The sequence below is a fragment of the Blastococcus xanthinilyticus genome (assembly GCF_008124835.1).
GTDB classification, from domain to species: domain Bacteria; phylum Actinomycetota; class Actinomycetes; order Mycobacteriales; family Geodermatophilaceae; genus Blastococcus; species Blastococcus xanthinilyticus.
Window position 1 is genome coordinate 33,334 of record NZ_VNHW01000010.1, and the last position, 13,110, is coordinate 46,443.

At 76.6% G+C, this 13,110-nt stretch carries 9 protein-coding genes; 3 read left to right on the forward strand and 6 right to left on the reverse strand.

Going from position 1 to position 13,110, the window contains the following annotated elements; genetic code table 11:
• Window positions 1–85: 85 nt before the first annotated feature.
• Window positions 86–2,116, reverse strand: a complete 2,031-nt coding sequence (locus BD833_RS15385; RefSeq protein ID WP_166534031.1) for a putative bifunctional diguanylate cyclase/phosphodiesterase — start codon at window positions 2,114–2,116, stop codon at window positions 86–88.
• Between the two features lie 97 nt (window positions 2,117–2,213).
• Between BD833_RS15385 and BD833_RS15390 the strand changes: the two genes are divergently transcribed.
• A complete protein-coding gene (locus tag BD833_RS15390; protein ID WP_166534032.1) occupies window positions 2,214–3,020 on the forward strand; it encodes a TrmH family RNA methyltransferase in 807 nt (268 codons plus the stop codon).
• Here the strand turns inward: BD833_RS15390 and BD833_RS15395 are convergent, their stop codons facing one another.
• Window positions 3,021–3,476: a YflT domain-containing protein gene (locus BD833_RS15395; RefSeq protein WP_243737719.1), complete on the reverse strand. Its 456-nt coding sequence runs from the start codon at window positions 3,474–3,476 to the stop codon at window positions 3,021–3,023.
• 59 nt (window positions 3,477–3,535) lie between these two features.
• A complete protein-coding gene (gene sepH / locus BD833_RS15400; RefSeq protein WP_166534034.1) occupies window positions 3,536–4,441 on the reverse strand; it encodes a septation protein SepH in 906 nt (301 codons plus the stop codon).
• A 250-nt stretch (window positions 4,442–4,691) separates the two neighbouring features.
• On the opposite strand from sepH, the gene BD833_RS15405 reads away from it, so the two are divergent.
• Window positions 4,692–6,587, forward strand: coding sequence for a S9 family peptidase (locus BD833_RS15405; RefSeq protein WP_166534035.1), 1,896 nt, complete (start codon window positions 4,692–4,694; stop codon window positions 6,585–6,587).
• Window positions 6,584–8,059 (forward strand): circularly permuted type 2 ATP-grasp protein, encoded by a 1,476-nt coding sequence (locus tag BD833_RS15410; protein ID WP_166534036.1) that lies wholly within the window; start codon window positions 6,584–6,586, stop codon window positions 8,057–8,059. The genes BD833_RS15405 and BD833_RS15410 overlap by 4 nt, the downstream gene beginning before the upstream one ends.
• Before the next feature lie 12 nt (window positions 8,060–8,071).
• On the opposite strand, the gene BD833_RS15415 is transcribed toward BD833_RS15410, so the two are convergent.
• The 3 genes from BD833_RS15415 to BD833_RS15425 form a co-directional block, all read right to left on the reverse strand.
• Window positions 8,072–10,732, reverse strand: coding sequence for an ATP-binding protein (locus tag BD833_RS15415; RefSeq protein WP_243737694.1), 2,661 nt, complete (start codon window positions 10,730–10,732; stop codon window positions 8,072–8,074).
• An 83-nt stretch (window positions 10,733–10,815) separates the two neighbouring features.
• Window positions 10,816–11,928 carry a phosphoserine transaminase gene (serC, locus tag BD833_RS15420; protein WP_166534037.1) on the reverse strand — a complete coding sequence of 371 codons (1,113 nt, stop codon included), beginning with the start codon at window positions 11,926–11,928 and terminating at the stop codon, window positions 10,816–10,818.
• Between the two features lie 22 nt (window positions 11,929–11,950).
• The gene (locus tag BD833_RS15425) at window positions 11,951–13,069 is read right to left on the reverse strand and encodes a citrate synthase 2 (protein WP_166534038.1); all 1,119 of its coding nucleotides are present in this window, start codon (window positions 13,067–13,069) and stop codon (window positions 11,951–11,953) included.
• Window positions 13,070–13,110: the final 41 nt, after the last annotated feature.

The following is a 13,110-nucleotide window of genomic DNA, read 5'->3' on the forward strand; positions in this document are numbered from 1 at the left end:
GCGCCCTCCAGACAACTCAACGGCTGATGAACTCAACGGTAGATGAGTTGCTTCGGAGCGGTCAAGCGCCCGTGGCGCCGGACCCTCAGCCGGGCAGGGCGGCGGGACGGCGCCCGGTCAGCCACCGGGTCAGCTCGTCGGCCGGCAGCGGGCGGCCGAAGAGGTAGCCCTGGCCGACGTCGCAGCCCAGCGCCTGCAGGGACGCAGCCGTGCCGTCGTCCTCGACGCCCTCGGCGACCACCGTCAGCCCCAGCCGGTGGCCCAGGTCGATCGCCGACCGGACCAGCGCGGCGTCCTCCGCGCACTCGGCCAGGGCCGCGACGTAGCTGCGGTCGATCTTGATCTCGTCGACCGGGAGGTGCCGGATGCGGCCCATCGAGGAGTAGCCGGTGCCGAAGTCGTCGATGGAGATCCGGATCCCGGCGGCGCGCAGCCGGGTGAGCACGTCCCGGGCGCGCTCGGGTTCGGTGAGCAGCGCGGTCTCGGTGAGCTCCAGGCACAGCATGCCGGCCGGCACCCCGTGCCCGGCGAGTGCGGCGAGGACGCGGTCCGGCAGGTCACCGCGGTGGACCGACCGCGCGGAGAGGTTGACCGCGACGGGCACCTCGAGCCCCTGGGCGGCCCAGGCCCGCGCCTGGGCCAGGGCGAGGTCGAGCACCCGGTCGGTGAGCGGCTCGATCAGGCCGGTCCGCTCCACGGCCGGCACGAACTCGCCCGGGCCCAGCAGTCCGCGGGTCGGGTGCGCCCAGCGGACCAGCGCCTCGACGCCGGTCACCGCGCCGGTGGCCAGCGCGACCTTCGGCTGGAAGTGCACCACCAGGTCGCCCTGGGCGAGCGCGCGCCGGAACTCCGACAGCAGCACCAGCCGCCCGCGGTCGTGCCCGTCGGCGGCCGGGTCGTAGACCTCGACGCCGCTCTGCCGCTCCTTGGCGGTGTACATGGCGATGTCGGCCTGCCGCAGCAGCGCGTCGATGTCGCCCGGCCCGGGAGGGGAGACGGCGACGCCGATGCTCACGTCGACGTCCAGCGCCAGCCCGTCCACGACGAACGGCTCGCCCAGGGCCCTGCGCGCCCGGACGGCGGCGGCGCGCGCCCCCTCCGGGGTCACGTCCGGCAGGACGAGGAGGAACTCGTCGCCGCCCAGCCGGGCGACGACGTCCACCTCGCGCACGTGCGGCCGCAGCCGGGGGCCGACCTGCGCGAGCAGGCGGTCGCCGTAGGCGTGGCCCAGGGTGTCGTTGACCTCCTTGAACCGGTCGAGGTCCAGGAGCAGCACGGCGACCTGCGTCCCGCCGCGGCCGGGAGCCAGCAGCTCGGCGCCGCGGGCGAGCGCCGCGGCCCGGTTGGGCAGCCCGGTGAGCTCGTCGTGGGTGGCCTGGTGGGCGATCCGGTCCTGCAGCTCGATCCGGTCGGTGACGTCGCGCGCGGTGAGCAGCAGCCCCTGGATCACCGGGTCGGCCCGGCGGTCGGCGGAGGTCACCTCGAGGTGCCGCCACGTGCCGTCGCGGTGCCGGACCCGCACGGTCGCGCCGCCGCCGGCCAGGTCGTCGGGGTGGACGAGGTCGTCGGGCACCCGGCCCAGCAGCTCCTCGGGGGACCGGCCGAGCAGGTCGGTGACCGAGTCGGAGACGAAGGAGATCCGGCCGGCCAGGTCGATGATGACGATGACGTCGCTGGTCGCGTGCACGACCGAGCGGAAGCGCCGCTCGCGCTCCAGGGCGCCGAGCATCGCGTTGAACGCCGCGGCCGTCCGCCCGAGGTCGTCCGCGGAGTCCACCGGCAGGCGCAGGTCCGGGCGCGGGCCGCCCGGCGCGGTCAGCGCGGCGCCCGCGGTGTCGGCCACCTCGGTCAGCCGGGTCGCCAGCAGGCGCAGCCGGGAGCCGATCACGCGGCGCGCCAGCAGCCAGTTCGCGGCCCCGAGCACCAGGCCGGCGGCCAGGCAGGCCGAGCGGAAGGTCGCGGCCCGGGAGTGGCTGCTCGGGACGCCGAGCAGCTCGGCGAAGTACGGGAACACCGCACCCACGCCGATGCCGAGCGCGGCCATCCCGATGGCGAGGAGGGGGAAGACCCCCCACCGCGCGGGCGCGGCTCCGGCGCCGCCTGTGTCTGGACTCACCCCGGCAGGATCGGCAGGCGGCCGGTCGCGCTGAAGGCCGGCCCCGCGGGCTCCCTCCCGCGGGTGGAGCCGGACGGGGCGGGCAGAATCGGCGAGCGTGCCGGCACCCGTCCTCATCACCGACCCCGCCGACCCGCGGGTGGCCGACTTCCGCGACCTCAAGGCCGGCGACCGGCCGGCCGGGCGGGAGCGGGGGACCGGGCCGGTGATCGTCGAGGGCGTTCCGGCGGTGCAGCGCCTGCTGGGCTCGCCGTACCGGGTGCGCGCGGTGTTCGGCGTCCCCGGCCGGGTGGCGGCGCTCGGCCTGCCCGACGACGTCGCCGCCTACGAGGCGGACAAGTGGGTCCTCTCCGAGGTCATCGGCTTCCGGCTCACCCGCGGGGTCGTCGCCTCCGCCGACCGGCGGCCGCCGGCGGACCTGGACGCGCTGCTCGCCGGCCCCGGGCCGGCGGCGCCCCGCCGGCTCGCCGTCCTCGAGGCGCTGAACGACGCCGAGAACCTGGGGTCGATCGCCCGCTCGGCGGTGGCCCTCGGGATCGACGGCCTGCTGCTGGACCCGCAGTGCGCCGACCCGCTCTACCGCCGGTCGGTCCGGGTCTCGATGGGGCACGTGCTGTCGCTGCCGTTCGCCGTGCTGCCCGACTGGCCCGGCGGCCTGGACCGGCTGCACGAGGCCGGCTACCTGACGGTCGCGCTCACCCCGGCGGCCGACGCGGTCGACCTCGCCGACGTCGATCCCCGGGCGCACCCGCGCACCGCCGTCCTGCTCGGGGCGGAGGGGCCGGGGCTCACCGCGGAGGCGCAGCGGGCCGCGCGGGTGCGCGCGCGCATCCCGATGCGCTCCGGGGTGGACTCCCTGGGGGTCGCTGCCGCCGCGGCGGTCGCCTTCGCCGCGTTGCGGTAGCTAGCCGCGGAGGGAGAAGCGGGCCAGCAGGGCGCGGGCCTCCTCGGCGTGCGCGGGGTGGCACATGACGTCGTACCGGCTGGCGGTGATCTTGCTGGTGCTGGTGAAGTCGCGCTTGCCGCGGGTGGCGGCGTAGCCCATTCCACCGAAGGCGGCGCCGAACGCCAGACCGATCAGCAGACCGGTCAGCACCGAGCCGAACCAGTTCCCGCCGTCCTCGGCGAAGATGCCGAGCAGCAGGCCGACGAACAGACCCCACCAGGCGCCTCCGGCGGCGCCCGCGGCGACCGCCCGGCCGGTGGTCATGCGCCCGGTGACGGTCTCGACCATGCGCAGGTCGGTGCCGATGATGGTGACGTTCTCGACGGCGAACTTCTCGTCGGACAGGTAGTCGACGGCGGACTGGGCCTGCTCGTAGCTGTCGTAGGACCCGACCTGCACGCCGCCCAGGGGCATGGACACCGAAGCACTCATACCTGGAGAACTACCGGCCGCGGCGGCGTGTTCCCCGCGGTTCAGCGGTTGCGGCGGACGCCGAAGACGATGTCCTCCCACGCCGGGATCCGGGCGCGGGGGTCCTCGTCGTCCGGCGTCTCGCCACTCCGCCCGAGGACGACGGTGTCGTGCTCGGCGACCTCGTCCAGCAGCGCGGTCATGTCGTCGTCGGAGCCCGGGGTGCCGTCCGGTGCGTGCACGTCTCGGACGTGCTCCTCCACCGGGGCGGGAGCGGGCTCGGCGGGCGGCTCGGGCTCGGGGTCGGGCACGACCGCCACCGGCCGGTTCCGCGGAGCCGCGACCGGGGGGCCGGCCGGGACCTCGGGGACCACCCGGACCAGCCGGGTGCCCTCGGCGAAGTCGGTGGTCGTGGCGTCGGCCGGGGTCACCGTGCGGGACGGGACGTCGTAGGTCCACCGCGCCGTGCCGGACTTGGCGCCCGCCCGCCAGGCGCCGACGACGACCCAGGCGCCGTCCTCGCCCCGGAAGGCGTCCCACTGCACGGCGTCGATGTCGGTGTCGATGAGGCGGAGCCGCTCGACCATGAACTGGGAGAGGACCGCACCCGGTGCGCCCTCGGTGAGCCGCACGCGGGCATCGCGCGCCTGCCCGGCCATGCGCTCGCGCTCCTGCAGCACCGGGTGGGCGAACCGCATGATCCGCTCGACCCGGGCGCCGGTCGCCGCGGCGACCTGCTCCGGGGTCTCGCCGGAGCGGATGCGGGCCTGGATGACCCGCGGGGGGAGCTCGGTGCCCAGGTCGACGTCTATCTGGGTCAGCCGGCGGGCGTCGCCGCGGGCGGCCGCGCGCAGGCGGTCGTCGATGGGCAGCTCGAACCGGTCACCACCGTCGGCATCGGCGCCCTCGGCGGAGAGGATCAGGCTCTTCCCGTCGTCGGAGAGCGCCACGAGGCGCAGCGTGCGCATGGGGGCGACCTCCTGCTGCCGGCGCGGCGGGCCCGGACGAGACCCCGGTCTCCGAGGCTATCGGGGTCCGGCGGGCAGCGCGCGGAGGTGGCGCGGCGTGGCGCGCGGGGCGCGCAGTCCGGATCCCCCTCCGGCGGGTGGTGCGGGCGGGGTGTTTCCACGCCGATGACACCGCTGACATCTGCCGGCAACGCGGGTCCGAGACAGTGGGCCGCTCGCCGGCGGCGCCGCACCGAGCCGAGGAGGAGCGATGGCCGGTCCCCTGACCGACCCGTGGACGGCCGCGCCCGCGGGGTTCCCCGCGCTGGAGTCCCTCGCCCCGCCGGAGGCGCTGCCGGCCGAGGTGCACGCGGCGGTCGCCCGGATCGCCGGCGCCACCGCCCTGTGGTGTCCGGCGCCGTCGCCCGACGGCCGGCGGATCGCCTACGTCACCGACCGGTCCGGCCTGCCGCGCCTGGAGGTCGCCGCGCTGGACGGCCGGAGCCGGCCGGTGCAGGTGTCCGGGGCCGATCAGGAGGTCATCTCGGTCGCGTGGTCCCCCGACGGGGCCTGGCTGGCCTACCTGGTCAGCCCCGGCGGGTCGATCTGCGCCGAGCTGCACGTGGTCCGCCCCGACGGGACAGGGGGCCGGCTGCTGGCCGGCGCCGACCCGCGGGCGGCCGTCTTCGCCGGCTGCTGGGCCGGTCCGGGGCACTACGCGTGCTCCATCGCAGACGGCGCCGGCCCCGACGCCGACGTCGTCCTGGTCGACGTGGTCACCGGCGAGCGGCGGACCCTGGCCTCCGGCGGCTTCCTCCTGGTCACCGCCGTCTCCGCCGACCACCGCACCGTCCTCGCCCGCCGCGGCCCGCGGGCCTACCGGCACGTCGTCGTCATCGACGTGCCCACCGGCGTGCAGCGTCGCGTCCTGCCGCTGGACGCGCCGGGCGGCATCGCCTCGGAGGACGGGCGGTTCTCCGCGGACGGCGGGACGGTCTTCGTGCGGGCCGCGCTGCCCGGCCCGCCCGGCGCCGACCGGGCCGGCCTGGTGGCCGTCCCGGTGGACGGCGACGGGGGGCGGGGCCGGACGGTCCTGAGCCGGCCCGACGCCGACCTGGACGGCTACGTGGTGCGCCCCGACGGCACGGTGCTCGCGCTGTGGAACAACTCCGGGATCAGCCAGCTGTGGCTGCACGCGCTGTCCGACGGGTCCGTCGTCCGGCGGATCCCCCTGCCGCAGGCGGTGCTCTCCGGGTGGGCGCCGGCATCCGACGGCGATGCGCTGGTCGCCGAGCTGAGCGGCCCGCGGGCGCCCCGGGCGCTGTGGCGGGTGCCGCTCGACGGCGCCGGCGACCCCGAGCCGCTGGCCTGCTCGCCGGCCCCGCCCGACCCGCGGGGGCTCGTGCGGCCGGTCCGGCACGAGTACGTGGCGCCCGACGGCGTCCGGCTCTCCGGCTGGCTGTACGTGCCCGAGGGCAGCCGCGGCCCCAACCGCACGGTGGTGAGCTTCCACGGCGGCCCGGAGGGCCAGGCGCGGCCGAACTGGTCCCCGATCACGCAGAGCATGGTGGCGGCGGGGCTGACCGTCTTCGCGCCGAACGTGCGGGGGTCCGGCGGGTTCGGGCGGGCCTTCATGACCGCCGACGACGGGCCGGCGCGCGAGTCCTCCTTCGCCGACGTCCGGACGACGGTGGACGAGCTGGTGACCGCCGGCATCGCCGCGCCGGGGCAGGTGGGCGCCCACGGGTGGTCCTACGGCGGCTACCTGACCCTGGTCGCGCTCACCCGGTGGCCGGAGCTCTTCGCCGCCGGCACCTCGCTGGCCGGGATGAGCGACCTGCGGACCTTCTTCGCCGGCACCGAGCCGTGGATGGCCGCGGCGTCGGTGACCGAGTACGGCGACCCCGTCGCCGACCGCGAGCTGCTCGCCGCGATCTCGCCGATGACGGCGCTGCACCGGCTGAGCGCGCCGGTCCTGCTGGTCCACGGCGACCGGGACACGAACGTGCCGGTCGCCGAGTCGGTGCAGGCCCACCAGGCGCTGCAGGCCCGCGGGGCCCGGGCCGATCTGCTGCTCTTCCCGGGGGAGGGGCACGCCATCGTGGGGCGCCCGAACCTGGTCGAGCTGGGCGTGCGCCTCGCCGCCTGGTTCGATCGGTGGCTGTGAGCGAGGAGCTGTTCGCCGGCTACTCCACCTCCCGCACCGACGAGGCCGTCGGCCCGGACGGCCGGGTGCGGCCCGGGTGGGTCGAGCTGGCCGGTGCGCTGGAGGCGGTGGGCGTGGCCGGGCTGGCCGCGGCCGCCGACGACCTGGCCGCCCGGCGGCGCGAGCGGGGCATCGCGGAGTCGGTGTGGGTGGACGGCCGGCAGGAGCTGCGCCCGGTGCCCATGGACCCGGTGCCCCGGCCGGTGGACGCCGGCACGTGGGCGGCGCTCTCCCGCGGGGTGACCCAGCGGCACCGCGCCCTGAACGCCTTCCTGGCCGACGCCTACCGGCCGGCCGGGCGGCGGCGCGGCGACACCGACCGGGCGGCGGAGATCGTGCGGGCGGGGGTGCTCCCGGAGTGGGCCGTGGCGCACGCGCCCGGCCGCGACCCCGCCGCCATCGCCGCGGCCTGGCCGGGCCAGCCGCGCGCGGCGCTCGCCGCGTCCGACGTGGTGCGGACCGCGGACGGCCGGTGGGTGGTGGCGCGGGACGTGCTGCAGGGCCCCTCGGGCATCGGGTACGCCCTGACCGACCGGGAGAGCGCCCGGGCGGTGACCCCCGCGCTGCTCGCCCGGTTCGGCCGGCGCCTGGTGGATCCCGCCGAGGCGGTGCCGCTGCTGCGGGCGGCCCTGGCGGCCGCGGCCCCGCCGGCCTGCCCCGGCGCACCGCGGATCGCGGTGCTCACCCAGGGCGAGAGCGACGGCGCGTGGTTCGAGCACCAGGTGCTGGCCGAGGCGCTGCGTGCGCCCCTGGTGCGCGCCGCCGACCTGTGGCCGCGCCGGGACGGCGGGGTCGAGGCGGCGGTGGACGGCGGCCGGCTGCCGGTCGACGTCCTCTACCGGCGGTTCGACGACGCGCTGCTGGGCGTCTTCCCGACCGGGGCCGGCGTGCCCCTGGACCAGGCGCTCACCGAGGCCGTCCGGGCCGGCCGGCTGGGCGTGGCCAACGTGCCCGGCAACGGGGTCGCCGACGACGCCGCCGGGTACGCCTGGGTGCCGGAGATGATCCGCTTCTACCTCGGGGAGGAGCCGCTCCTGCCCTCGGCGCGGACCTGGGTGCTGGCCGACCCCGCCGCGTGGACCGAGGTGCGGGACCGCCTGCACGAGCTGGACCTCGAGGAGGTGGCCGGCTACGGCGGCCGGCGGGTCGTGCACGGTCCCGGCTGCTCCGCCGCGGAGGTCACCGCGCTGCACGCCGAGATCGCCGCGGCGCCGCACCGGTTCGTGGCCCGGGAGCCGCTCGCGCCGGCCACCGTCCCGGCGCTGGTCGACGGGGTGCTCCGGCCCCGGTCGGCCGACCTGCGGGTGTTCTCCGTGGCCGCCCCGACGCCGGCCGTGCTCCCGGTCGCCCTCACCCGGGTGGCACCCGGCGACGACCCGGGCCCGGTGGACGCCGCCGGGAGCGGCAGCAAGGACACCTGGCTGCTGCGCTGAGCCGCCCGGCGGTCAGCCGGTGATCGCGGAGCGGATCCGGACGGTGGTGCCCTCGGGGCTCGGCGTCGCGGCGACGTCGGCGAACGCGCTCATCAGCGTCGAGCCGCGGCCGCGGTCCATGCTGGGCACCCGCTCCCGCCACTGCCCGTAGTCACGGACGGTGATCTCGACCTGCCCCGCCGCCACGGCCCCGGTGACCTCGACGAACGGTTCCGCGGGCTCCTGGGCGTGCTCGATGGCGTTGCTGGTGGCCTCGCAGGCGGCCAGCAGCAAGTCGTAGGCCTGCTCGGCGCCGACCCCGGCGTCGTCGAGGAACCGGCGCAGCCGGCGGCGGATCACCGGGATCGAGGAGAGCTCGGCGGGCACCCGCCACTGCTCGTGGCGGCGGTCCGCCGGCCGGGGCGCGGCGCGCGGCGCGGGCACCGGCTCGGCGCGCCGGTCCGGGGCGGCGGGTGCCGCCGGCGGTGGCCCCGGGGGCTCGACCCGCCGGAGGGCCGCCCGGCCGGCCGGGGGAGCGGGGCGGGCGGCCGCCCGCTCCAGCGCCACGCGCACGCGGGCCTGCAGCTCCGCCGCGCGGAAGGGCTTGGCGAGGTAGTCGTCCGCGCCGGCCTCCAGGCCCTCCACCGACGCCTCCTGGCCGGCCCGGGCGGTCAGCATGATGACCGGGATGTGCCGGGTGGCCGGGTCGGCGCGCAGCGCCCGGAGCAGCTCGAAGCCGTCGACCCGCGGCATCATCACGTCGGTCAGCACCAGGTCCGGCGGCTGCTCGGCCACCGCGGCGAGGGCCTCCTCGCCGTTGGCGGTGGTCCGCACCCGCCACCGGGGAGCGAGCAGCCGGGTCAGGTAGGCCCGCATGTCCGGGTTGTCGTCGACCACCAGCACGCACGCGCCGTCCGGGTCGCCCGCGGCCCCGCCCGAGGGCCGGGAGGTCTCCTCCACCCAGCTCGCCGCCTCGCCGTGCGCCGCCTCGGAGGGCGCCGCGGCCGGGCCGGACGGGGCGGCGTCGGGCCGGCCGAAGGGCAGCGCGACGGTGAACGTGCTGCCGCGGCCGGGCTCGCTGGTCACCGTGACCGTGCCGCCGTGCAGGGCGACCAGCTCGTGCACCAGGGCGAGCCCGATCCCGGTGCCCTCGCGGGTACGCGCGGTCGCCCCGGGGACGCGGTGGAACCGCTGGAACAGCCGCGGCAGCTCGTCGGCCACGATGCCGACGCCGGTGTCGGCGACGGTCAGCACGAAGCCGTCGTCGGCGGCCCGCAGGGTGACGTCGATCCGGCCGACGAAGGTGTACTTCACCGCGTTGGCCAGCAGGTTGACGACCACCTTCTCCCACATGCGCGGGTCCACGAAGGCCGGGCGGTCCAGCGGCGGGCAGTCGACGGCGAGCCGCAGCCCCGCCCGTTCCGCCGCCGAGCGGAAGATCCCGACGAGCTCCGCGGTGAAGCCGGCGACGTCGGTCTCCACCCGCACGGGGGTCGCCCGCCCGGCCTCGATGCCGGCGAAGTCCAGCAGGTCGTTGACCAGGCGCTGCAGCCGCTGGCCGTTGCGCGCCGCCAGGGAGAGCTGCGCGCGGACGTCGTCGGACAGCGGCGGCTCCGTGCCCTCCAGGACGTCGCGGATCGGCCCGAGCAGCAGGGTCAGCGGGGTGCGCAGCTCGTGGCTCACGTCGGCGAAGAAGGTGGTCTTCGCCCGGTCCAGCTCGGCCAGCTGCTCGGCCCGCCGCCGCTCGGCCTCGAACGCCCGGATGTTCACCACGGCGCCGGCGAACTGGCCGGCCACCAGCTCGTGGAAGGAGCGGTAGTCCTCGTCCAGGGCCCGGTTCGGGCTGACGCCCAGGAGCAGGAGGCCGACCGGTGCGCCGTCCCGGCTGGCCGTCAGCGGCAGGACGACGGACCCGGTGACCGGGTCACCCCACGGGCCCCCGGTCGCCCGCAGCGCCGCCGCGTCGCGCGGCAGCTCCGCAGCGCCGGGCACGCTCGCGGGGAGCAGCTCGGGGTCGCAGCCGGACGTCGCGACCCGCTCGAACCGGTCCTCGGGGCCGGCGAGGTAGACGGCCGCGAAGGGCGTGTCCGCCCCGTCCTCGGCGAGCGCCTGGCACATCGCCGTCACGACCTCCCGCTCGTCCCCGAGCCGGCCGCTGACCGTCGCCAGGGCGTGCAGGAGCCGCTGGCGGCGAGCGCCGAGGACCTGCTCGGTCACCTCGGTGCACACGCAGTGCATGCCGGCGACCTCGCCGTCGTCGCCGAACGCCGGTGCGTGGGAGACGGTGAAGTACGTCTCCTCCCGGTAGCCCGCCCGCTCCAGGGGCAGGAGCAGCTCGGGGAGCCACGACGCCTCCAGGGTGGTCATGGCGTGCTCGATCGGCGGCCGCAACGCCTCCCAGCTCTCGGACTGGGTGACCCGGATGTCCCTGCCCAGCGCCGCCGGATGCTTCGCCCCGATGAGCGGGATGTAGGCGTCGTTGTAGAACTGCAGGAAGTCCGGGCCCCAGGTGAGCACCATGGGGAAGCGGGAGACCAGGACGGTGCGCACCGCGTGCCGGAAGCTCGCCGACCAGCTGCTCATCGGTCCGACCGAGGTGGATGCCCAGTCGAAGGCGGCCATCAGCCGGCCGGCCTCACCGCCGGCGGCGAACAGGTCGCCGCCGCCGGGGTTCGACGCACTACCGGGGCCCACGCCCACCTCCAACCGGGAGATCACTCATCACGCACCGCCTGCGGCCCGACCCCGGCCCGTGACGGGTGGGGCGGACGCCGCTGTCAGAGACGTTCGACCACGTGGTCGATGCAGGCGGTGAGGGCGGAGACGTCGTCGGGGTCGACGGCGGGGAACATACCCACCCGCAGCTGGTTGCGGCCCAGCTTGCGGTAGGGCTCCACGTCGACCACGCCGTGGGCGCGCAGCGTCGCCGCCACCGCGGCGGCGTCGACGGAGGCGGCGAGGTCGACGGTGCCGACGACGTAGCTGCGGTGGGCGGGGTCGGGGACGAACGGCGAGGCGTAGGGCGAGCGCTCCGCCCAGCCGTACAGCCGGCCGGCCGACTCCCGGCTGCGCCCGACGGCGCCGGAGAGGCCGCCGAGGGAGAGCATCCAGCGGATCTGGTCGGCCAGCAGGAACAGCGTGGCGACCGCGGGGGTGTTGTAGGTCTGGTCCTTCGCGGAGTTCTGCACCGCGATCGACAGGTCCAGGAACCCGGGCATCCACCGCCCGGCGGCCTTGATCTCCGCGATCCGCTCCAGGGCGTCGGCGCTCATCAGCGCCACCCACAGACCGCCGTCGGAGGCGAAGGACTTCTGCGGCGCGAAGTAGTAGACGTCGGTCTGCGAGACGTCGACCGGCAGCCCTCCGGCGCCGCTGGTGGCGTCGATGAGCACGAGTGCGTCCTCGGTGCCCGGGGGGCGGGCGATCGGCGCCATCACGCCGGTCGAGGTCTCGTTGTGCGCCCACGCGTAGGCGTCGACGCCCCTGGTCGCCGACGGGACCGCCAGCGAGCCGGGCGGCGCGGTGACGACCACCGGCTCGCCCAGGAAGGGCGCCTCCGCCGCCGCGGCGGCGAACTTGGCCGAGAACTCGCCGTAGGTGCCGAACGCCGCGCGGTCGCGGATCAGGCCGAACAGCGCCGCGTCCCAGAACGCCGTCGTCCCGCCGTTGCCGAGCACCACCTCGTACCCGTCGGGCAGGTCGAACAGCTCGGTGAGCCCCTCGCGCACCTGCCGGACCAGGTTCTGCACCGGCGGCTGGCGGTGCGAGGTCCCCATGAGCGCCGCACCGTCCCCGGCCAGCGCCCGCAGCGCCGCCGGGCGCACCTTGGACGGGCCGCAGCCGAACCGGCCGTCCCGGGGCAGCAGCCCGGCGGGGATGGTGATGCTCATGCGGGGGAAGCGCCTCTCGCGGCTAGACCGACGCGGCCTCGTGGTTGATCGTGTCCCAGCCCTCGACCTCTTCGGGCTTGCGGGGGTCGGGCCCGATGTAGCGGGCCGACGGACGCACGAGGCGGCCGGTGTTCTTCTGCTCCAGGATGTGCGCGCACCAGCCGGCGGTGCGGGCGCAGGTGAACATCGAGGTGAACATGTGGCTGGGCACCTCGGCGAAGTCGAGGACGATCGCCGCCCAGAACTCCACGTTGGTCTCGACCGGCCGGTCGGGACGCCGCTCGCGCAGCTCCTTGAGGGCCGCCTGCTCCAGCGCGAGGGCGGCGTCGAAGCGCGGGGCGCCGAGCTCCTTGGCCGAGCGGCGGAGCACGCGGGCGCGCGGGTCCTCGGCGCGGTAGACGCGGTGACCGAAGCCCATCAGCCGGTCGCCCTTGTCGAGCAGGTCCTTGACGTACTTCTCCGCGTTCCCGGTCGACTCGACCTCGTCGAGCATGTGCAGCACGCGGGAGGGCGCGCCGCCGTGCAGCGGACCGGACATGGCGCCGATCGCGCCCGAGAGCGAGGCGGCGACGTCGGCGCCGGTGGAGGCGATGACCCGCGCGGTGAAGGTGGAGGCGTTCATGCCGTGCTCGGCCGCGGACGTCCAGTAGGCGTCGACGGCGGCGACGTGGCGGGGGTCGGGCTCGCCGCGCCACCGGACCATGAACCGCTCGACGATGGTGGAGGCCTCGTCGACCTGCGACTGCGGGACCGCCGGGGTGCCGATGCCGCGGGCGGACTGCGCGACGTAGGACAGCGCCATGACCGAGGCGCGGGCCAGCTGCTCGCGGGCGGTCTCGCTGTCGATGTCCAGCAGCGGGCGGTACCCCCAGACCGGGGCGAGCATGGCGAGCGCGGCCTGCACGTCCACCCGCACGTCGCCGCTGTGCACCGGGATCGGGAACGGCTCGGCCGGCGGGAGGCCGGGGCCGAACTTGCCGTCGACCAGCAGGGCCCACACGTTGCCGAAGGTGACCTTGCCGACGAGGTCCTCGATGTCGACGCCGCGGTAGCGCAGCGCGCCACCGTCCTTGTCGGGTTCGGCGATCTCGCTCTCGAAGGCGATGACGCCTTCCAGGCCGGGTACGAAGTCGTCGGCCATCTCGCATGCTCCTCTGCGCGCGGACCCGCGTGCACCCGGGG